Consider the following 21,491-nt stretch of genomic DNA (forward strand, 5'->3'; position numbering starts at 1 on the left):
AACGCACTGCTCGCACAGGAGCGGTCCCCCGGGGCGTCGGCGCACCTGCGCTCAGCGCGCGATGCCCCGGGCGAAGCCCAGTTCTACCAAGTCCTGCGGGCGGAGCTTGAGGTCGTCGGCGAGGTCGGGCACCTCGGAGGGCTCGCGCTTGAGGATCGCCGCGGCCGACTCGGGGGCGATCACCGCGAAGAAGGCGTCGGGGGTGACCCAGGTGCGGTCCGGGTCGGCCAGCGCCAGGGCACCACCGGAACCGCCTTCTCCGATGACCAGCGTGGTCACCGGGACGCGGGCCTCGGCCACGGCGCTGAAGGCCTCGGCGATGGCCGGTCCGATGCCGCCGCGCTCGGCGGCGGCATCGTTGGCCGCACCAGGGGTGTCGACCAGGGTGAGCACCGGGACGCCCAGCTGGTCGGCCAGCCGGACCAGGCGTGCAGCGGTGCGGAACCCGGCCGCGGTGTTGGCGCTGCCGGTCTGGGCGGCGAAGGCCACCGTGCGACCGTCGTGCTCCCCGAAGCCGCAGAGCACGCCCTCGTCGCGGCCGCCCGAGCGGTCGCCGCTGATCTCGAAGCGGCGGGTGAAGTAGGCGTCGAGGTACTCCTCGGCGCGGGGTCGCTCGGCGGCGCGGGCGCGTTCGACCGCCCGCATCCCGGTCTCCGGCAGGGTTGCGGCACCGAGCGCCCTCGGGACCGGGGCGGGCTCGGGCGAGCCGGTGAGCCGAGCGGGGTGCAGCAGCGACACCAGCTCGGCGAGCACCTCGGGCAGCTGGCCCTCGTCGACGACGCGGTCGACCTGACCGTCGGCGAGCTTGCCCGCGGCGCGGAAGTCCGCGCCGTCGTCGGACGCCGAGCGCACCCGGGCGCCGCCGAAGGAGATGCGGGCGCCGGGTGCGGCCAGCACGACGTCGGCGGCCGCGCCCAGCGCCGCCCACATGCCGCCCGTGGTGGGGTCGCGCAGCACGCTGATGTGCGGGATGCCGTCCCGCCTGACCACCAGGCAGGCGCGGGTGATCGCCTGCAGCTGCTGCAGCGCCCGGATGCCCTCCTGCATCCGGCTGCCGCCGGAGGCGATCAGCGAGATCACCGGCAGCCGCAGCTCCCGGGCGTGCTCGAAGGCCGCCACGATGCGGGCGCCGGTGTCCTCACCGACCGAGCCGCCGAGGTACGCGAAGTCGAAGGCGATCAGCACCGCCTCCCCCTCGCCGACCCGAGCACGCCCGCACAGCACCGACTCGTCGGCGTCGGCGCGGCCGGCGGCTGCGGCGCGCTGGTCGGCGTAGCCCGGCCAGTCCAGCGGGCCGTCACCGCTGGTGCGCGACGACGGCGGCGCGAACTCGGCGAACCCCTGGCCGATCGACTCGACCAGCGCGCGGACCGCGCTGTGCTCAGCCATGTCCCGGTGCCTTCTGCAGCACCTTCTTCTGCACCTTGCCCATCTCGTTGCGCGGCAGCGCGTCGCGGAAGCGGACCTCGCGGGGGCGCTTGTGCGGGGTGAGCAGGCGCGCGACGTGGTCGACGAGCTCGTCGGCGGCGACCTCCCGGCCGGGGGTGCGGACCACCCAGGCGATGATGCGCTCGCCCAAGTCGGCGTCGGGCTCACCGGTGACCGCGACCTCCGCGACCGCGGGGTGCTCCAGCAGGCAGTTCTCGATCTCGCCCGCGCCGATCTTGTAGCCGCCGCTCTTGATGATGTCGGTGGCCTTGCGGCCGACGATGCGGATGTAGCCGTCGGGGGCGCGGGTGGCCATGTCGCCGGTGCGGAACCAGCCGTCGGCGAACGCGGCTTCGGTGGCGTCCGGCCGGTTCAGGTAACCGCTGAAGAGGTTGTCGCCGCGCACCAGGATCTCGCCGACGGTCTCGTCGTCGCTGGCGGTGATCTCGGCGCCCGAGTCGTCGACGAGCTTGAGCTCGACGCCGGCGAAGGGCCTGCCGACGTAGCCGGGGCGGCGGTCGCCGTCGGCGCGCACGCCGCAGTTCATGATCGTCTCGCTCATGCCGTAGCGCTCGACCACGCGCTGGCCGGTGAGCCGCTCGATGCGCTCGTGGTCCACCGCGGGCAGCGCGGCCGAACCGGAGACCAGCAGGCGGGCCTTGCCGACCGCCTGGCCGAGCTTCGGGTCCTGCTCGGCGTCCTCGGCGAGGCGGTGGTACATGGTCGGGACGCCGAACATCATCGTGGCCGGCCCGGCGAGCTCGTCGGCGATCGCCTGCGAGGAGAACTTGCCCAGGTGGTGCACGGCGCCGCCGAGGCGGACCGGGCCGAGGGTGCCGAGGATCAGGCCGTGCACGTGGAACAGCGGCAGCCCGTGCGCGAGCACGTCGGCGGAGGTCCACTCCCAGGCCTCGGCCAGCGCGTCGAGGTTGGCGCTCAGCGCGCGGCGCGGCAGCACGACGCCCTTGGGCGGGCCGGTGGTGCCGGAGGTGTAGACGATCAGCGCGGGCGCGTCGGACCCGGCTTCGGCGGGCAGCTCGCCGCCGCACGCGTTGACGTCGACCTCGGCGATCTCGACGCCCTCGAGTCCGGCGGGCGGGGTGAAGCCGGGCTCGGCCAGCAGCAGTTCCGGTTCGCTGTCACCGAGGATGTGGGCGAGCTCCCGCTCCCCCACCTTCGGGTTGATCGGAACCACGGCGACCCCGGCGGTCAGGGAGCCGATCACGGCGGCGGCGGTCTCCAGGGTGTTGGTGGCCCAGACCGCGACGCGGCGGGTGTCCTGGACGCGCTCGGCGATGGCGCCCGCAAGGCCGGCCAGTTCCCGGTAGGTCAGGGCCCGCGCACCGAAGCGCAGCGCCTCGGTGTCGTCGGGTTCGCGCAACTTCGGGAACAGCACCTGGTCGGCCATGACCACCTCCGAGGTCCTCACCGGGCAATTTCTCACCGGCGGACGCGCACCGCCCGCCGAGCCCGGGGCAGTGGTCCACTGGCTGATCCAACCCTTGCCGTTCGGGACGAAGCACGTCAAGGGACTGTGGCAGAATTGGCTCAGCCAGTTTGCCTCTTCACGATCCTGGAGCGCGCCGGTGTCAGACTCCCTCCGCCCGCTGAACCGCCCGCGCCTGTACGAGCAGGTCGTCCAGCGGCTGCGCGAGCACGTGGCCGGTTCCGGGTTGCGCGCCGGCGACCGGCTGCCACCGGAACGCGCCCTCGCCGAACAGCTCGGCGTCAGCAGGGCGTCGGTGAAGCAGGCGATCGTCGTGCTGGAGGTGCAAGGGCTGGTCGAGGTCCGCCACGGGGGCGGCACCTACCTGCTGCGCGAGTCGCTGGAGGTCGAGCCGGTCGAGGAGCTGGTGGAGCGCAAGCGGCGGTTGCCCGACGTGCTCGACGCCCGGGAGGGCCTGGAGACCAAGCTGGCGGAGCTGGCCGCGCTGCGGCGCACCGACGAGGACATGGCCGAGATCGACGCCGCGCTGGCCGCGATGCGCGAGGAGGTCGAGTCGGGCGAGGTCGGTGCGGACGGCGACCGGCGGTTCCACGCCGCGGTGACCGCGGCCGCGCACAGCGCGCTGCTGGCGGAGTTCATGCGCACCATCGCCGCGGAGATCGCCGAGAGCCGCACCGAGTCGCTGCGCCAGCCGCGCAGGCCTCCGAAGTCGCTGGCCCAGCACGAACGCATCGCCGAGGCGATCCGCAAGGGCGATGCGAAGGCGGCGGCCTCGGCGATGGCACGCCACCTGCGCACGGTCAGCCGGGTGCGGCTGCTGGACTGGGACCCCGAGGCCTGAACAGCGGTTAGCCCGGTAGGCTGCCGCAGGTTTCTCTCGTGGGGGTCGGCGCTGCAGTGATCGGGTGGTTGTTGGGCACGGCGGGCACGGCCGCCTTGGGCGCGGTGTTCCCGCTGGTGAACATCGAGCTCTACCTGCTCGGCGTGGTCCCCCTCGCGCAGGGCGTGCCGTGGTGGGCCTTCGCGGTCGCCGCGGCGGTGGGCCAGGTCGCCGCCAAGACGCTGTTCTACCTCGCGGGCAAGGGCGGTTTCGCGCTCGGCGAGCGGCTGAGCAAGCGGGTGCAGTCCCAGCGCACCGGCCGCTGGGGGGTCTGGGTCGAGCGGTTCCGGCACCGCACGGTGGAACGCCCGTGGTGGGGCATGGGTGTGCTGGCGGTGAGCGCGGTGCCCGGCATCCCGCCGTTCAGCCTGATGTCGCTGCTCTCCGGCGCCGCCGGGCTTCCCCTGATCGGGTACCTCGCGGCGAGCCTGGTCGGGCGGACCGGGCACTTCCTGCTGGTCGCCGGGGCTCCGGGACTGGTGAGCTGGCTGGGCTCCTGAAAGCGGAACGGCCCCGTGCGCATAGTTCCGCCACCCGTGGGGAAAACCAAGATCGGTCCACGTCATGAACGAGGGGAGCCGATCTCGATGGCCCACGGCGATGCCAAGCACGAACAGCTCGACGGCGTCCGCGCCGATCCCACCGGCACCGAACTGACCACCCAGCAAGGCGTGCGCGTCGACCACACCGACGACTCGTTGCAGGCCGGCGAACGCGGCCCCACGCTGCTGGAGGACTTCCACTTCCGCGAGAAGCTCACGCACTTCGACCACGAGCGCATCCCGGAGCGGGTGGTGCACGCGCGCGGCGCGGGCGCCTACGGCCACTTCCGGCCCTACGACGACTGGCTGCGCGACCACACCGCGGCGAAGTTCCTCACCGATCCGGAGGTCAGCACCCCGGTCTTCGTGCGCTTCTCCACCGTCGCGGGTTCGCGCGGTTCGGCCGACACGGTCCGCGACGTGCGGGGTTTCGCGACGAAGTTCTACACCGAGCAGGGCAACTACGACCTGGTCGGCAACAACATGCCGGTGTTCTTCATCCAGGACGGCATCAAGTTCCCGGACGTCGTGCACGCGGTCAAACCCGAGCCGCACAACGAGATCCCGCAGGCAGCGTCCGCGCACGACACGTTCTGGGACTTCGTCTCCCTGCAGCCGGAGACGATGCACATGGTGATGTGGCTGATGTCCGACCGCGCGCTGCCCCGCAGCTACCGGATGATGGAGGGCTTCGGCGTGCACACCTTCCGGCTGGTCAACGCCGAGGGCAAGGGCACGTTCGTGAAGTTCCACTGGAAACCGGTGCTGGGCAGCCATTCGCTGGTGTGGGACGAGTGCCAGAAGATCGCCGGGGCCGATGCCGACTTCAACCGGCGGGACCTCTGGGAGGCGATCGAGGCCGGGCAGTTCCCGGAGTGGGAGCTCGGGGTGCAACTGGTCGACGAGTCCGACGAGTTCGCCTTCGACTTCGACCTGCTCGACCCCACGAAGCTCATCCCCGAGGAGCAGGTGCCGGTGCGGCCGGTGGGCAAGATGGTGCTCGACCGCAACCCGGACAACTTCTTCGCCGAGACCGAGCAGGTCGCCTTCCACACCGCCAACGTGGTGCCCGGGATCGACTTCACCAACGACCCGCTGCTGCAGGCCCGCAACTTCTCCTACCTCGACACCCAGCTGATCCGGCTGGGCGGGCCGAACTTCGCGCAGATCCCGGTCAACCGGCCGGTGGCGGAGGTCAGCACCAACCAGCGCGACGGCCACCACCAGCAGCAGATCCACAGGGGACGGACTAGCTACACGCCCAACAGCCTCGGCGGCGGGTGCCCCGCGATCGCCGGTTCCGACGTGTTCCGGCACTACCAGACCAGGGTGGACGGCGAGACGGTCCGTCGTCGCAGCGCGAGCTTCACCGACCACCACAGCCAGGCCACGCTGTTCTGGAACAGCATGGCCGACTTCGAGAAGGACCACATCGTCGAGGCCTTCCGCTTCGAACTCGGCAAGGTCGAGCACCAGCACGTGCGCGAGCGCGTCCTGCACGAGCTCGTCCACGTCGACCGCGACCTCGCGGAGGCGGTCGCGCAGGGCCTGGGGATGCGCGCGCCGGAGGGCGGGACCGAGAACCACGGACGCAGCTCGCCGGCGTTGAGCCTGGCGAAATCCCCCGGTTCGGTCGCGACGCGCAAGGTCGCGGTGCTGGTCGCCGATGGCGTCGACGCCACCGAGGTGGAGCAGGTCAAGCGCGACCTGTCCGCGCGCGGAGCCGTGCCGGAGGTGCTCGGCGCCACCCACGACGGCCGGGCGCGCGGAGCGGACGGGTCCGAGGTGGACATCGAGGTCGCCGCCCGCACCGCGATGTCGGTCGTCTACGACGCGGTGATCGTGCCCGGCGGCGCGGGCAGCGCACGCACGCTCGCCGCCGACGGGCACGCCGTGCACTTCGTCGCCGAGGCCTACAAGCACCACAAGCCCGTCGCCGCGAGCGACGAAGGCCTGGAAGTGCTGCGCAAGGCCGGGATCACCGAGCAGGTGGCCGCACCGGTCGAGGGCGACGGGCTGGTCGCCGAGCGGGGCGTGGTGCTGGCCGCCGGCACCGGCGGGGCGCTGCCGGGGCAGTTCCTCGAGGAGTTCGCCGCCGCCCTGGGCAGCCACCGCGTGTGGGACCGGGACACGGCGTCCATCCCGGCCTGACCGAGGTTTCGACGCGGCCGGGGACCCGTGGAGATCACCCGCGGGTCCCTGGCCGCGCACCCCGGGTCACGGTGAGCCCCGTGGGTCACACGCCGCGCGGCCGAGTGAGCCGTGGCGAGCGGGATCTTCTAACGTGCGGCTCGTGAACATTCTGCGAACGATGCCCGTCGAGGACATCCTCAGCCGGGGCGAGCGCAGCGGGCTGGTCCGCAGGCTCACCGGCAAGGACCTCGTCGGGTTCGGCATCGGGATCATCATCGGCACCGGCGTCTTCACCCTCGCCGGGATCGAGGCCAAGGACCACGCGGGACCCGCCGTGGTGCTCTCGTTCGTCATCGGCGGTGTGGTGGCTGCACTGGCGGCGCTGGCCTACGCCGAACTGGCCTCCTCGGTCCCCACGGCGGGCAGCGCCTACACCTACGCCTACGCCACGCTCGGCGAGCTCTTCGCCTGGATCATCGGCTGGGACCTGCTGCTGGAGTTCGCGCTCGGCGCAGCGGTGGTGTCGCGGAGCTGGTCGGGCTACATCGCCAACCTGCTGGGACTGCCGCAAGCGTGGTTCGGCGAGGACGCCACCATCAACGTCGGCGCCGTGCTCATCATCGCGGCGCTCACCGCCGTGGCCGTCATCGGCATCCGCGAGTCGTCGTGGGTCACCAACGCGCTGGTCATCGTCAAGGTCGCGGTGTGCGTGCTGGTCATCGTCGCGGGCCTGTTCTTCGTCACCGGCGCCCACCTCGAACCGTTCGTCCCGCCGACCCAGCCCGCCGAGAGCGGCGCGACCGTCCTGGAGCAGCCGCTGGTGTCGGCGCTGCTGGGCATGGAGCAGTCGGTGTACGGCTTCGCCGGCGTGCTCACCGCGGCCGCGATCGTGTTCTTCGCCTACACCGGCTTCGAGGCGCTGGCGAACCTGGGCGAGGAGACCAAGCGCCCGCAGCGCGACCTGCCGGTCGGCCTGCTGGGCAGCCTCGTCATCTGCACGCTGCTGTACGTGCTGGTCGCGTTCGTGCTCACCGCGATGGTCGACTACCAGCAGATCGACGAGGGAGCTCCGCTGGCGGCGGCCTTCCAGTCCGTCGGCCAGCCGTGGGTGGCTGCGCTGATCTCCCTGGGCGCGGTGACCGGTCTCACCTCGGTGATGATGGTCGAGCTGGTGACCATCGGTCGCATCGGCTTCGCCATGAGCCGCGACGGCCTGCTGCCGCCGAAGCTCTCCCAGGTCCACTCCAGGTGGGGCACTCCGCACCGGGTGACCATCGGGGGCGCTGTGGTGATCATGCTGCTGGCCGGGTTCGTCCCCATCTCGGAGCTGTCGGACATGGTCAGCATCGGGGCGCTGTCCGGGTTCCTCATCGTGGCGCTGGCGGTGCCGGTGCTGCGGCGCACCAAGCCGGAGCTGCACCGCCCGTTCCGGATGCCGCTGTCGCCGGTGCTGCCGGTCCTCACCGCGGTGGCCTGCCTGTACCTGATGGCGAACCTGGACGTGGTGACCTGGCTGCGCTTCGCCGCGTGGCTCGCGGTCGGGCTGCTGATCTACTTCGGCTACGGTCGCGGGCACGCGTTGCTGGGCCGGCGCAGCGAGCGGTCGGCCGAGGACTGACCGACAGGTGGCCGCGATCGGAGCTACGGTCGAAGGGGCCAGCCCACCCCACCCTGGAGGTTCGATGAATCCCGAGACGCCCGAGGCCGACGCGTTCGAGCAGTCGCTCCGAGCCGAGGACCTGCCCGACGAGGACGACGCCGTGCCCACCGACGTCCCGATCGACGCGGACCCGGCCGATGTCTCCGATCAGTACCGCACGGTCCCGGTCGAGGACGACTACGACCGCTGACCTGCGGAGCGGTGCCGGGCCCCGGTGCGGGGCCCGGCACCGCTTCACGGCAAGACCCGGGTGGGGTTGAGGATGCCGTGCGGGTCGAGGGCCTCCTTGATGGCGCGGGAGGCCCACAACCCGGCGTCGTCGAGCTCGCGGCCCAGCCAGGAGCGCTTGAGCTGGCCGACGCCGTGCTCGCCGGTGATGGTGCCGCCCAGGTCCAGCCCGAGCTGCATGATCGCGTCGAAGGCACGCTGCGCGCGCTGGGTCTCCTCGGCGTCGCTGTCGTCGAAGGCGACCACCGGGTGCATGTTGCCGTCGCCCGCGTGACCGGAGCACAGCACTTGCACGCGCTGCTCCTCGGCGATGCGCTGCATGCCCTGCACCAGGTCCACCAGCCGGCGGCGCGGAACGCAGACGTCGTCGATGAGCAGCGCCTTGCCCAGCTTCTCGTGGGCGTCGCCGACCAGCCGCCGCGCCTGCATCAGCATCTCGCCCTCGGCGGCGCTGTCGGACACGACGACCTCGGCCGCGCCCATCGCGCGGGCCACCTTCTCGAAGGCCGCGAGGTCGGCCGGCGCCTCGTCGCCGCGGTCGGACTGCACCAGCAGCATCGCCGCCATGCCCTCGGGGAAGCCGAGGTCGGCGATCTGCTGCACGGCCTTGACCGAGGAGGCGTCCATGAACTCCAGCACCGACGGCCGGTGGCCCTCGGCGAGGTAGCCGGAGACGGTGCGCGCCGAATCGGCTACCTCCGGGAAGAACGCGACCGCGGTCAAGGGCTGAGCGCTCGCCGGGCGCAGTGCCACGGTCACCTCGGTGACCACGCCGAGCGTCCCCTCGGCCCCGACGACAAGCCGGGTCAGGTCGTAGCCCGCGACGCCCTTGGCGGTGCGGCGGCCCGCCCGCATCACCCGGCCGTCGGCGAGCACGACCTCCAGGCCGCGCACGAAGTCGCCGGTCACGCCGTACTTCACGCAGCACATGCCGCCCGCGTTGGTCGAGACGTTGCCGCCGATGGTGGAGATGCTGCGCGAACCCGGGTCCGGCGGGTAGAACAGGCCCACCTCGGCCACGGCCGACGCGAGCACGCCGTTGACCACGCCGGGCTGCACCACGGCCAGCTGCTCGTCGACGTCGATGTCGAGGATGGCGTCCATCTTCTCCAGCGACAGCAGCACGCAACCGTCCAGCGCGTTCGCGGCACCGGACAACCCGGAGCGAGCGCCCTGCGGAACCACCGGGACCCGGTTCTCGTCGGCCCACTTCAGCACCGTCGCGACGTCCCCGGTGTCGCGCGCCCGCACGAGCGCGGCCGGTGTCCCGGCCGGGCAGAAGGTGGCGCGGTCGCGGCTGTGCGCGGCCAGCACGTCCGGGTCGTCGAACACACGACCGTCGGGCAGCAGCTCCCGCAGCGCGTCGGTGAGGGTCATCGCTTCATCTCTCTCAAGCCTTCGAACACAGGTCCTATCCCCGAGAACCTAGCCCGCCGAACACCCCGATCCCACCCCGAGTGATGTTCTCCGCTCCCCTGTTCCCCCGCACCTCCTCCTCCGGCGGCGCCGGAGGAGGAGGTGCGGCGGTAGCGCTGTTCCAGGTGTGGGACTCAGCCTCGCGCACCGGCGCAGGACCTGAGCGGGTCCCCGGCGTGCGCGCCTCCGGTGCCTCGGAAAGGGCGCACCACGGAGCCGCTCAGGTCCTGCTGCTCGCACCGGCGAGCGGAGCGAGTGCTCACCGCGACACCTAGTTGATCCCGGGGAGGATCATGGTGAGCCAGACGACGACCGGGGCGATCACGACCATGGCTCCGCCGTAGAGGGCCAGGCCCTTGAACACCGAATCCCGCTCAGCCTCCCGGGAGTTGGCCAGCATGATGGCACCGCTGGTCGAGAACGGGCTGATGTCGACCACCGTCGAGGCGATGGCCAGCGCCGCGACCATGCCCGCGACCCCGACCTGCCCGGCGGCCATGAGCGGGACCGCCAGCGGGATCAGCGCACCGAGCAGGCCCGTCGAGGACGCGAAGGCCGAGACGACCGCGCCGATCAGGCACAGCAGGAACGCCGAGAGCAGCGGAACGCCGATGCTGCTGACCGCGTGGCTGACGTAGTCGACCGTGCCCAGCTCCTGCAGCACGCTGACGTAGGTGAGCACGCCGCAGATCAGCAGCACGGTCGGCCAGGTGACGTTCTTGACGGCGTCACGGTGGGCCTGCGGGGAGATGATGCCGAGCACGACGGCGACGGTGATCGCCACCAGTCCGATGTCCAGCTCCAGGAACAGGGTCAGCACGACCATCGTGAGGATGCCCAGCAGCGTCAACGCCTTGTCGCGGCTCATCTCCACGTGGGCCAGCAGGGTGTCGTCGCGGGCGGCGCCGGGCGCGTCGGCGGGGACCGGGCGTTCGGCGTGCTTGCGGCCGCCGAGCAGCACGAACGCGACGGCGGCGAAGACGAGGTTGAGCACGAAGCTGGCGAAGAACAGGAACAGCGGGCTGCCTTCGAGCCGGCTCTCGTCCACCACGCCGTTGACGATGACGCCGAACACCGAGATCGGCGAGAACCCGCCGACCATCGTGCCGTGCACGACCATCACCGACATCAGCAGCGGGCTGATGCCGTGCTTGGCGGCCAGTCCCATCGCGACGGGAGCGATGATCGCGACCGCGGCCGGCGGGACGGCGCCGATGGCGGTCAGCAGACCCGAGACCGCGAGCATCACCCACGGGACCAGTGCGAGCCTGCCGCGCACCAGCTGCACGGCGCGGTAGACGAGCCAGTCGATGGTGCCGTTGGCGCGGGCGATGGCGAACAGGTAGGTGACACCGACGAGCACCATGAAGATCTCGCCGGGGAACCCGCCGAGGATGTCGTCGGAGGTCATCCCGCCGGCGAGGGTGCCGACCAGGAACGCGGCGGCGAAGGCCAGCGCTCCCATGTTGACCGAGAACACGCCGGTGATGACGAAGATGGCCACCAGCGCCAGGATCGAGATGAGTTCGGCGGACATGGTCACTCCCCCGATCTGCCGGTCAGCTCGGCGATCGCGGCGGTGACCCCGCCGGGCCGGTGCGGGACGCCGGCCAGCGCGAGTCCGGCTTCGACCACCCCGAGCGTGCCCAGCAGGGTGGCGTCGTTGAGGGCTCCGAGGTGACCGATGCGGAACACCTTCCCGGCCACTGTGGACAGTCCGGCGCCGAGCGAGGTGTCGAAGTGGTCGAGGATGACCTCGCGCAGGTGGTCGGCGTCGTGCTCGGGCGGCATCAGCACGGCTGTCAGCGCGCTGCTGTGCTCGGTGCCGGGCGTGGTCTCCGGGTCGCGGCAGAGGACCTCGAGCCCCCAGGCGCGCACGGCCGCGCGGGTGGCGGCGGCGTGCCGGTCGTGGCGCGCGTAGACCTCCTCCAGCCCTTCCTCGAGCAGCATCGACAGTGCCTCGCGCATGCCGAAGAGCAGGTTCGTGGGCGGGGTGTAGCGGAAGTAGCCCTGCTTGCCGGCGCTGAGCAGCGGCTGCCAGTCCCAGTAGGACTTGGTCAGCGTCGCCGTTCGCGCTGCCAGCAGCGCTTTGGCGCTGATGACGTTGAGCCCGATACCGGGTGGCAGCATCAGGCCCTTCTGCGAGCAGCCGATGGTGACGTCGACGCCCCACTCGTCGTGGCGGTAGTCGATCGAGCCCAGCGAGGAGATCGTGTCGACCAGCAGCAGCGCGGGGTGGTCGGCGGCGTCGATGGCCGCGCGCACGGCGGGCACGTCGCTGACCACGCCGGTGGAGGTCTCGTTGTGCACGACCGCGACGGCCTTGATCCGCCGCTCGGTGTCGGCGCGCAGGCGTTGTTCGACCGCGTCCGGGTCCACCCCGCTGCGCCAGTCACCCGGGATCGTCTCGGGCCGCAGGCCGAGCGTGCTGGCCAGTTCGGACCACAGCTCGGCGAAGTGCCCGGTCTCGTACATGAGGACTCCGTCGCCCGGCGAGAGGGTGTTGACCAGGGCGGCTTCCCAGGCGCCGGTGCCGGAGGACGGGTAGATCACGACGTCGGCGGAAGTGCGCGCCACGGCGCGGAGCTTGTCGAAGACCTCCAGGGCGAGGTCGGCGAAGTCCGGGCCCCGGTGGTCGATGGTCGGGTTGGCGATCGCGTGCAGGACCCGGTCGGGAACGTTGGTCGGCCCCGGGATCTGCAAGAAGTGGCGGCTGCTGGCAACGGACATTCGTTCCTCCACGGTGAGGACGCTCTTCCGGCATGTGAAATCCACGTCTCAGTGGGTTGAATTCTGTAGACAGCAAGCCGATCATGTCAAGTGCCTCACTTCTGCCTTGACAAAGGTCCTCGCTGGTCACCGCCACGAAAAATGGCGTGGGAACGCTGGAAGGGAACGCAGTGCGCAACGTCGCCACCGCTGGGCTCGCCACTGAACTGGCTCGGAACCTGGACGGCAACGTCCGTTTCGACGACTACACCCGCCACCTCTACTCCACCGACGCCAGCATGTACCGGGTCCGCCCGGTCGGCGTGGTCTTCCCGCGCCACGCCGAGGACGTCGCCACCACGGTCCGGCTGTGCCGCGAGGCGGGAGTCGCCGTGCTGCCCCGCGGAGCGGGAACCAGCCATTGTGGACAGACAGTCGGCGAGGCTGTCGTGCTGGACTTCTCCAAGCACATGAACCGGATCCTGGAGCTGGACCCGGAACGCCGGGTGGCGCGCGTGCAGCCCGGCCTGGTGCAGGACGAGCTGAACCTGGCCGCCGGGGCGCACGGGATGTTCTTCGCCCCGGACACCTCCACCAGCAACCGGGCCACCCTCGGCGGCATGATCGGCAACAACTCCTGTGGCTCCCGCTCAGCGCGCTACGGGATGACCATTGACCACGTCGAGCGGCTGGACGTCGTGCTCTCCGACGGCACACCGGCGTCGCTGGGCGAGATCTCAGCGGCCGAGCTCGCGGAGAAGTCCACTGCGGACACCCTCGAAGGCCGGATCCACCGCGCACTCCCGGGCATCGTCGACACCGCGCGGCCAGGACTGGCCGAGCAGACCCAGCAGTTCTGGCGGCGCGCCGGCGGGTACCGGTTGGACCGGCTGGCGGACGGTCCGTTCGACCTCGCCAAGTTCGTCGTCGGGGCCGAGGGGACGCTGGTGACGGTGACCGAAGCGCTGGTGCGGCTGACGCCGAAACCCAAGGCCACCGCGATGGTCGTGGGGCACTTCCACTCCACCCCCGCCTGCATCGCGGGGACCGAGGCGGCGATGCGCACCGGTGCCGCCGGGATCGAGGTGGTGGACAACTTCATCCTCGACCTCGCCCGGCGGTCACCGCAGCACGCGCACCTGTTCTCCGCGCTGGAGGGAGACCCGCGCGCGCTGATGTTCGCCGAGTTCTACGGCGACACCGCCGACGAGGCGCGCGCCGGAGCCGAGCAGCTCGTGGCCGCCTGGCGCAGCGAGGGCCACGGCTACGCGACCCGGCTGGCGGTCACCGACGCCGAGCTCGCACCGCTGCGGGCGCTGCGCAAGTCCGGCCTCGGGCTGCTCATGGCGGCAGGGCGCTCGACCGAGCGCTCGGTGGCCTTCGTCGAGGACACCGCGGTGTCGCCGGAGCACCTCGCCGAGTACACCCAGCGGTTCGCCCAGATCCTCGACGACCACGGCCTGCGGGCCGGGTTCTACGGCCACGCCTCGGCCGGGTGCCTGCACGTGCGGCCGTTCATGGACCTCACCAAGCCCGACCAGGTCGCCACCATGCGGAAGGTCGCCGAGGAGGTCTGCGACCTCGCGCTGTCCTACGGCGGGGTGAACTCCAGCGAGCACGGCGACGGGTACGCGCGCAGCGAGTTCAACCGCAAGATCTTCGGCGACACCGTCTACGAGGCGATGCGGGAGGTCAAGGCGCTGTTCGACCCCGACGGCATCATGAACCCCGGCAAGATCGTCGACGCTCCCCCGATGACGGAGAACCTGCGCGAGCCCACGATCCCGGTGGCCGCACCGGTGGACACCCACTTCGACTTCAGCCGCTACGGCGGGATGCGCGGCGAGGCCGAGCGCTGCCAGCGCATCGGCGCCTGCCGCAAGCCCGAGACATCGGGCGGGGCGATGTGCCCGTCGTTCATGGCCACCCGCGACGAGGAGCACTCCACCCGCGGGCGCGCGAACGCGCTGGTCATGGCGCTCTCGGAACCCGACCCGCGGGCGGCGCTGGGCGGCGACCGGCTCAAGGAGGTGCTCGACCTGTGCCTGGAGTGCAAGGCCTGTCAGCACGAGTGCCCGATGTCGGTGGACATGGCCACGCTCAAGAGCGAAGCGCTGGCCCACCACCACGAGCAGCACGGGACCGACCTGCGGACCCGGATCTTCGGCGCCACACGGATGCTCTACCGGCTGGGCGCGATGGCCGCGCCGCTGAGCAACCTGCTCGCCAGGCCGAAACCGGTGCGAGCCCTGCTGCAACGGATCGCCGGGATCGACAGCCGGCGCCCGCTGCCGACCTTCCGGCGGGACGACCTGCTGCGCTGGGACCGCTCGCGGCCCGCCACCCCACCCGCGCCCGGAGTCACCCCCGGTGAGCGCGGTGACGTGGTGTTCCTGGCGGACTCGTTCACCAGCCACACCGAACCGGCCATCGGCCGCGCCGCGATCCGGCTGCTGGAGCACGCGGGCTGGCGGGTGCGCGTCGAATCGCAGGTGTGCTGCGCCCGTCCGCAGATCTCCACAGGTCTGCTCCCCCGGGCGGAAGAGCTGGCCCGCGAGCTCATCGCCAAGCTCGGCCCGGAAGCCGAGCGCGGCGCGCGAATCGTGGGCTGCGAGCCGTCGTGCGTGTCCACGCTGCGCGACGAGCACCCGAAGCTGGTGGGAGCCTCACGGGTCGCCGACAGCGCGAGCCTGGTCGAGGACCTGCTGGTCGAAGCGCTCGACGACGGGACGCTGACGCCGCACCGGGGCCCGGCGGAGGTCCTGTTCCACGCGCACTGCCACCAGAAGGCGGTGCTGGGCACGACCTCCTCGGCCCGCCTGCTGCGGCACCTGTCCGACGTGGACGAGCTCGACGCCGGCTGCTGCGGCATGGCGGGGTCCTTCGGCTTCGAGACCGAGCACTACGAGATGTCGATGCGCATCGGAGGCCAACGGCTCTTCCCCGCCATCGAAGCCGCCCCCCAGGCGGCGGTCGCCGCCACCGGGGTCTCCTGCCGCCAGCAGGTCGCCCACGGCACCGGCCGCGAGGCCAAGCACCCGCTCGAGCTCCTCCACGACGCCGTCTTCGGCTGAGGCCGGGCCGCGGGCGCGCGGGTCAGGCGGGCCAGAGCCCGAACATCGAGGCGAAGCCCTCACGCCAGCTCGGCCAGGTGGGCTTCCAGCCGATCGTCTCGCGCAGGCGGAAGTTGGACGCGCCGCGCTGCTCGGTGAGCTGGTGGACGGTCAGCCAGTCCAGCTGGGACGAGGCCTGCTCGCTGGTGAGCGTGACCGGCGCCGGAGCGCCGGCCATCCGGGCGTAGGCCGGGAGCCACTCGTTGGACTCGGCCGGCTCGTTGTCGACGACGTTGTAGGCACCCGGATCGCCGCCTTCGAGCACTTCGAGGACCACTCCGGCGGCGTCGTCCACGTGGGTGAAGGAGGTGAGCCCGACACCATCACCCACCAGGGGAAGTTCGCTGCCGACCACGCGCGCGTGCACGTCCCCGCCGGGCGCGAACTGGGTGTCCGGGCCGTACAGGGCGCCGTAGCGCAAGGACACGCCTTCGATGCCGGAGCGGGTGAACAGCTCCTCCTCCATCGAGGCGAACGCCCGGACCACCTCGCCCCAGGTGCCGGGCGCGTCGGTCCACAGCGGCGAGTCCTCCTCGAGGACGTCGTGGCCCTGGGGGCGGTAGAGGGCCGTCATGCCCTGGCCGATGAACCGCCGGGCGCCGGCCGTCACAGCCGCGTCCAGCAGGTTCTTGGTGCCGCGTTCCCGCAGCTTCGCGGTGCGTTGCAACGCCTCCTGGCGATCGGCGGCGCTGAAGGCCGAGGACTGGTCGACCACGACATCGGGGGCGGCGCTGCGCAGCTCCGCCCGCAACGCGTCGGGGTCGAGCAGGTCCGCAGCGACGACCTCGTCGGCGGAGGGCTCGTCGAACCGGTCGGTTCTGCGGGCCAGCGCCGTCACGTGGTGACCGCGCTCCCGCAGCAGCGGCAGCAGCCTCTTCCCGACCACACCGGTCGCACCGGCGACAACCACACGCAGGGGCATTCCCCGGAACCTCGCATCTGGTCAAACGTCAGCGAGCCCCGAGGCTACCCCGGAACGCCTTGCCCCATCGGGTGAAACTCGCGAATGGTCACGAGTGGGAGGTCGTCTGAGACGTGCGGCGGCCCGGCGAACCGGACCGCCGCACGTCCAGACCGGAATCAGACCGTGCGGATTCCCGCCGCCTGCGGACCCTTCGGGCCCTGGGCGATCTCGAACTCCACCCGCTGGTTCTCCTCCAGCGTGCGGAAGCCGGTGGCGTCGATGGCGGAGTAGTGGGCGAAGACGTCAGCTCCACCGCCGTCCGGGGTGATGAACCCGTAGCCCTTTTCGGCGTTGAACCACTTGACCGTACCGCTAGCCATTCCTTGTTCTCCCGTTCGTGCTAGCCGGGGTCAACACTGCGCAGACCCCTGGTTGACAGAGCTGATCACCGGCAGCCGCGCGGAGCCAGGCACCACGGCACAAAAAAAGCGCCTGCGTTCTGGCAGGCACTTTCACAGTACTGCTAGGACCAAAACCGCAACCACCAGTCACGCTAGCACCGCGGTTGCGGGTTGTCACTCGCCGATCGCAGCCCGTCAGCATGAAACCGCATCCGGTCCGCCACAGGGCTTTTCGATGTTCGAACGACCGGGGGTCGGCGGTCCCCGGGTCGGTCGACCCGGGGACCGCGCAGCGTCATCACGGGATGCTCAGCAGCGCCTGCCCGCTCTCCTCGGCGGCCCGGTTCTGCTCGGTCCGCCGTTCGGCCAGCATCAGCGCCGCGTCGCGCGGGGTCTGACCCTCGGCGTCCCAGGCCTGCAGCAGCAGCGGGATCTTGGCCAGCATTTCCTCCCGCAGGACCTGGAAGGACAGCACCGGGTCGGCGTCGACCCGGCCGAGCAGCAACCACCAGGCCCAGGCCGCGGCACCCGCGTTGGCCACGAAGTCCGGGATGATCGGGATCCCCCGGGTGGCCAGCAGTTCCTCCCCCTCGGGCGTGACCGGGTTGTTGGCCGCCTCGACGATCACCCGCGCCGACACGTCCGGCACCTGGTCCGTGCCGATCGCGAAGGACACCGCCGCCGGGATCAGCACGTCGACGTCCATCGACAGCACCGCGTCGCGCGGCAGCCGCTGCACATCGGCGGGCACCTGGTCGCGGTCGATCTCGCCGAACCGGTCCCGGGTCTCCAGCAGGGCGGGGACGTCCAGACCGTCCGGGTGGTGGAGGGTGCCGGCAGCGTCGGCCATGGCCACCACCTTCAACCCCGCCTCGTGCAGGTAGTACGCGGCGCCACCGCCCATGGTGCCGACGCCCTGCACCGCGACGGTGGTCTCCTCAGGAGCCCAGTCGCGGGCGTGCACCACGCCCAGGCAGCACTGCGCGACGCCGTAGCCGCCCACCACGTCACCGAGCAGCAGCCCGCCCGGCACCGGCGCGTTGAGCCCGGCGCGCACCCGGCGCAGGGTGTGCTCCACGTCGGGCGAACGCCGGATGGCGGCGTGGTAGGACTGGTAGATCCCCAGCTCCTCGAACACCTCGTCGATCAGGTGCTGGGGCACGCCGAGGTCCTCCGCCGTCACCCAGTGCGTGTCCACCCACGGACGCATCGCCTGGAAGAAGCGCCGGAGCACGCCCTTGGCCTCCGGGTCCTTCGGGTCGAAGTCGATGCCGCCCTTGGCTCCGCCCACGGGCAACTCGAACACAGCGGTTTTGCGGGCCATGCCGCGCGCCAGGTGCTCGACTTCGCGCATCGTGCAGCCGGCACGCATCCTGGTCCCGCCAGTGGCGAGACCCGACACCAGGCTGTGCACGACCAGGAAGCCGTTGCAGCCGGTCACCGGATCCGTCCAGGTCACCTTCATGAGCGGTTCGCCGCCGACGAGTCCCATGGGCGAATACCTCCTTTCAGAGCGCATACGAGTTCGAGTAACGCGAGGGGGCTATGACGAGATAGGGCGGATGTCCGCCCTGCGTCAGGGAAGCCCGATCAGCTGAGTGCTAATCCGACGGGTCTGTGAGTGGGGAAGAAGTCCCGAGACGAGGTCGAACGCGGAAGGTGGTCGATGTTGGTTCGCATGAGTCACCTCCCGCGTCCGCCCAGCTGGCTCGAAGCTAAGGCCGGGGAAGTGAGATTGTCAACAATCGTCGGTTCGGACAACCGTTACGGCGTCGGAACGAGTGCGTGACCCCAGGTGAACGGGCTTGTCCGGTGGGCGCGTAACGAGATCAACTCACCTGGCCCCGCAGGAGGCGCCTGGGTCCTAAGCTTCTGCCCGAAGGCGCCCGTGATGCCTTCACCCCCGCTGCCGAACCGCCGTCGTCCCGCGAGGACGACGGTGGTTCGGGAACGGGGAACGGCGTGCACCGCCCCGTTGCACGACTGGAAGGATGGGAGTCATGAGTCAACCTGAGCCGCCGGGATCGCTGGACGAGGCCACGCAGCAGCAGTTGATCCAGGAGATCGGCCGGGTGATCGTCCGCGCGCTGCCCCCGGGCTGGCAGGAAGCCACCACCGAGTACCGCGCCGTCGGCGGGCACGTCGAGACCTCGTGCCGGCTGATCGCCCCCAACGGCAGCGCGATCCCGCTCGCAGCACCTTCCGAGGTCGACCCTCTGTTCGCGCGGCTGCGCCACGGGATGCACCAGCCCGACCGCGGCACCTGGTTCAGCGCGGTGTACCGGCTGCAGCGGCCCGGCAGCTACGCGGTCGACTTCAACGGCGACCAGGAGCCGGACTGGCAGACCGCTCCCCCTGCTTCGGCCTACGCCGAGGAGCTGCGGCTCCACCCGCGCCCGGCGGAGGCCACACCGCAGTGGCTGACCGACGCCGCTGCCGCGCAATCCACAGCAGCACCGACCCCCACAGCGCAGGCTTCCTCGGCGCAGGCTTCCTCGGCGCCGTCCTCCGGAGCGCCGTCCCTGCGCACCGCGGAGGTCTTCGACGACCGGGGCAAGCCGATCACCGAACGCGCCGAGATCGGCCGTGCGGAAGCCGACCGGGTCGCCGAGTACCTGGAGAAGGCGCCGGTCGTGCTGGCCGCCCGCAGCTACGACGACGACCGGCTCGACCCGCAGCGCACGGCTTCGGTGCCGATGACCTTCCACACCGACGGCAACTGGATCTGGCCGGGCGCGGTGGGCTACTACCTGCGCCAGCACGGCGTCGCGCCGGAGCCGGACCTGCTCAACCACATCCGGGCGCGCGGCTTCCAGCTCCCGGAGGTCAGCGAACCGCAGCGCGAGCTGGCCGTGTCGGTGATCACCGGCGAGCGCCGCTGAGCGGATCGTCCACTTCGTCCGGTCCGGGCTGAGCAGAACTGGTCGCACCGCGGGCGTCCACGGCCTGCGACAATCAGCGCATGCCTGATGAGGTGGCCTTCGTGGGCGGCCCGGTGGCCACCATGGACGCCGCGCGCTCGTTCACCGACGCGGTGCTGGTGCGGGACGGGCGCATCGCGGCCGTCGGCGAGGAGGCGGTGCGCGAGCGCCTCCGCCCCGCCACCGAGGTCGTGCAGCTGCGCGGCCGACTGCTGCTGCCGGGCTTCCACGACGCCCACGTGCACCCGGTCTACGGCGGGATGCTGCGCCTGCGCTGCGACCTGTCGCAGGCCACCGACGGCGCCGACTGCCTGCGGATCATCTCCGAGCACCTCACCGCGCACCCGGACTCGCCGTGGCTGCTCGGCGGCGGCTGGGACATGGCTCAGTTCCCGGGCGGGACGCCGACCCGCCGGGCGCTGGACTCGGTGACCGGCGACCGGCCCGCCTACCTGGTCAACCGAGACCACCACGGGGCGTGGGTGAACTCCGTGGCGCTGCGGCTGGCCGGGATCGACCGGGCCACCCCGGACCCGCCGGACGGGCGCATCGAACGCGATCCGGCCGGACGGCCCGACGGCACCCTGCACGAAGGCGCCACCCGCCTGGTGGAGCACGTGCTGCCGGAGGCCGGTTCGCAGCAGTACCTCGACGCCTTGGTGGAGGGGCAGCGCCACCTGCACGAGCGCGGGGTGACCTCGTGGCACGACGCGATCATCGGCCGCTACCTCGGCTACGACGACCTGCTGGCCACCTACCTGACCGCCGACGACCGCGGTCTGCTGACCGGCAAGGTGCGCGGCGCGCTGTGGTGGGACCGCGATCGCGGCTCGGAGCAGGTCCCGGAACTGGTCGAACGCCGCAAACGCGGCCGGGGACGGCGTTTCCGGGCCGAGGCGGTCAAGATCATGCAGGACGGGGTGTGCGAGAACGCCACCGCCGCACTGCGATTGCCCTACCTGGGCCACGGCGGTCGCGGACTGTCCTTCGTGTCGCCGGAAGCGCTCGCCGAGGCGGTCCCGCTGCTGACGGCCGAGGGCTTCCAGCTGCACTTCCACGCGGTCGGCGACCGGGCGGTGCGCGATGCCCTGGACGCCGTCAGCGGCGGCCCCTGGGGACTGCGCCACCAGGTCGCGCACCTGCAAGTCGTCCACCCGGGCGACGTCCCGCGGTTCCGCGAGCTGGGCGTCGCGGCCACCATCCAGCCCCGCTGGGCGGTCAACGACGCGGCGATGGTCGAGCTCAACGCACCCAAGCTCGGCCACACCCGCACCTCCTGGCAGTACCCCTTCCGCTCGCTGCGGGCCGCCGGAGCGGTGCTGGCCGCCGGCAGCGACTGGCCGGTTTCGGAGGCCGATCCGATGCTCGGCGCGCACGTCGCGGTGACCCGGTGCGAACCCGGTTCGGACGATCCCCTCGGCCCGGAGGAGGCCCTGGAGCTCACCGACGCGCTCGCCGCGTACACCGCCGGCTCGGCGTGGGTGAACCACGTCGAGCAGGACACCGGGACGATCGAGGTGGGCAAGGCCGCCGACCTCGTGGTGCTCGACGCCGACCCGTTCTCCCTGCCACCCGGGGAGATCGCGTCCTGCGGGGTCGACCTGACCGTGGTGGACGGCGAGCCCGTGCACCAGCGGTGACCTTCGCGCTGGGCCGGCCGGGCGACGCCCACTCCCGATCGTGTGCCAACCCGGGACGGGCATTGGCCC

General features: G+C 71.6%; 16 protein-coding genes. 8 read left to right on the forward strand and 8 right to left on the reverse strand.

Going from position 1 to position 21,491, the window contains the following annotated elements; all coding sequences use genetic code 11:
- Window positions 1–51 precede the first annotated feature (51 nt).
- Together EIL87_RS05415 and EIL87_RS05420 are read right to left on the reverse strand one after the other, a co-directional pair.
- Window positions 52–1,389 (reverse strand): carboxyl transferase domain-containing protein, encoded by a 1,338-nt coding sequence (locus EIL87_RS05415; RefSeq protein WP_125089049.1) that lies wholly within the window; start codon window positions 1,387–1,389, stop codon window positions 52–54.
- Complete coding sequence (locus EIL87_RS05420) at window positions 1,382–2,836, reverse strand: acyl-CoA synthetase (RefSeq protein ID WP_125089082.1); 1,455 nt, start codon at window positions 2,834–2,836, stop codon at window positions 1,382–1,384. Before EIL87_RS05420 ends, EIL87_RS05415 begins: the two co-directional genes overlap by 8 nt.
- A gap of 178 nt (window positions 2,837–3,014) precedes the next feature.
- On the opposite strand from EIL87_RS05420, the gene EIL87_RS05425 reads away from it, so the two are divergent.
- The 5 genes from EIL87_RS05425 to EIL87_RS27000 all read left to right on the forward strand — a co-directional run bounded on the left by EIL87_RS05425 (window position 3,015) and on the right by EIL87_RS27000 (window position 8,280).
- On the forward strand, window positions 3,015–3,716 hold the full coding sequence (locus tag EIL87_RS05425; protein WP_125089050.1) for a FadR/GntR family transcriptional regulator: 702 nt from the start codon (window positions 3,015–3,017) through the stop codon (window positions 3,714–3,716).
- Window positions 3,717–3,754: 38 nt separating this feature from the next.
- Window positions 3,755–4,255 (forward strand): hypothetical protein, encoded by a 501-nt coding sequence (locus EIL87_RS05430; protein ID WP_233576040.1) that lies wholly within the window; start codon window positions 3,755–3,757, stop codon window positions 4,253–4,255.
- An 87-nt stretch (window positions 4,256–4,342) separates the two neighbouring features.
- A complete protein-coding gene (locus EIL87_RS05435; RefSeq protein WP_125089051.1) occupies window positions 4,343–6,448 on the forward strand; it encodes a catalase in 2,106 nt (701 codons plus the stop codon).
- 142 nt (window positions 6,449–6,590) lie between these two features.
- Window positions 6,591–8,048, forward strand: a complete 1,458-nt coding sequence (locus EIL87_RS05440) for an amino acid permease (protein ID WP_125089052.1) — start codon at window positions 6,591–6,593, stop codon at window positions 8,046–8,048.
- A 64-nt stretch (window positions 8,049–8,112) separates the two neighbouring features.
- Window positions 8,113–8,280 carry a hypothetical protein gene (locus EIL87_RS27000; protein WP_199740268.1) on the forward strand — a complete coding sequence of 56 codons (168 nt, stop codon included), beginning with the start codon at window positions 8,113–8,115 and terminating at the stop codon, window positions 8,278–8,280.
- A 44-nt stretch (window positions 8,281–8,324) separates the two neighbouring features.
- Here the strand turns inward: EIL87_RS27000 and EIL87_RS05445 are convergent, their stop codons facing one another.
- From EIL87_RS05445 to EIL87_RS05455, 3 genes are all read right to left on the reverse strand, one after another.
- Window positions 8,325–9,695, reverse strand: coding sequence for an FAD-binding oxidoreductase (locus EIL87_RS05445; RefSeq protein WP_125089053.1), 1,371 nt, complete (start codon window positions 9,693–9,695; stop codon window positions 8,325–8,327).
- Between the two features lie 310 nt (window positions 9,696–10,005).
- Window positions 10,006–11,271 carry an SLC13 family permease gene (locus tag EIL87_RS05450; protein WP_125089054.1) on the reverse strand — a complete coding sequence of 422 codons (1,266 nt, stop codon included), beginning with the start codon at window positions 11,269–11,271 and terminating at the stop codon, window positions 10,006–10,008.
- A gap of 2 nt (window positions 11,272–11,273) precedes the next feature.
- On the reverse strand, window positions 11,274–12,464 hold the full coding sequence (locus EIL87_RS05455; RefSeq protein WP_125089055.1) for a pyridoxal-phosphate-dependent aminotransferase family protein: 1,191 nt from the start codon (window positions 12,462–12,464) through the stop codon (window positions 11,274–11,276).
- A 146-nt stretch (window positions 12,465–12,610) separates the two neighbouring features.
- Here EIL87_RS05455 and EIL87_RS05460 point away from each other — a divergent pair, with 146 nt between their 5' ends.
- The gene (locus EIL87_RS05460; protein WP_233576041.1) at window positions 12,611–15,517 is read left to right on the forward strand and encodes an FAD-binding and (Fe-S)-binding domain-containing protein; all 2,907 of its coding nucleotides are present in this window, start codon (window positions 12,611–12,613) and stop codon (window positions 15,515–15,517) included.
- A gap of 22 nt (window positions 15,518–15,539) precedes the next feature.
- On the opposite strand, the gene EIL87_RS05465 is transcribed toward EIL87_RS05460, so the two are convergent.
- The 3 genes from EIL87_RS05465 to EIL87_RS05475 all read right to left on the reverse strand — a co-directional run bounded on the left by EIL87_RS05465 (window position 15,540) and on the right by EIL87_RS05475 (window position 18,353).
- On the reverse strand, window positions 15,540–16,478 hold the full coding sequence (locus tag EIL87_RS05465) for an NAD-dependent epimerase/dehydratase family protein (RefSeq protein WP_125089056.1): 939 nt from the start codon (window positions 16,476–16,478) through the stop codon (window positions 15,540–15,542).
- Window positions 16,479–16,636: 158 nt separating this feature from the next.
- Complete coding sequence (locus EIL87_RS05470) at window positions 16,637–16,840, reverse strand: cold-shock protein (protein ID WP_093422519.1); 204 nt, start codon at window positions 16,838–16,840, stop codon at window positions 16,637–16,639.
- Between the two features lie 319 nt (window positions 16,841–17,159).
- Complete coding sequence (locus EIL87_RS05475; RefSeq protein WP_125089057.1) at window positions 17,160–18,353, reverse strand: Glu/Leu/Phe/Val family dehydrogenase; 1,194 nt, start codon at window positions 18,351–18,353, stop codon at window positions 17,160–17,162.
- Window positions 18,354–18,861: 508 nt separating this feature from the next.
- On the opposite strand from EIL87_RS05475, the gene EIL87_RS05480 reads away from it, so the two are divergent.
- The gene (locus EIL87_RS05480; RefSeq protein WP_125089058.1) at window positions 18,862–19,743 is read left to right on the forward strand and encodes a hypothetical protein; all 882 of its coding nucleotides are present in this window, start codon (window positions 18,862–18,864) and stop codon (window positions 19,741–19,743) included.
- Window positions 19,744–19,823: 80 nt separating this feature from the next.
- Window positions 19,824–21,422 carry an amidohydrolase gene (locus EIL87_RS05485; RefSeq protein WP_125089059.1) on the forward strand — a complete coding sequence of 533 codons (1,599 nt, stop codon included), beginning with the start codon at window positions 19,824–19,826 and terminating at the stop codon, window positions 21,420–21,422.
- The last annotated feature ends 69 nt before the right edge of the window (window positions 21,423–21,491 follow it).

It is taken from the genome of Saccharopolyspora rhizosphaerae (genome assembly GCF_003931915.1).
GTDB classification, from domain to species: domain Bacteria; phylum Actinomycetota; class Actinomycetes; order Mycobacteriales; family Pseudonocardiaceae; genus Saccharopolyspora; species Saccharopolyspora rhizosphaerae.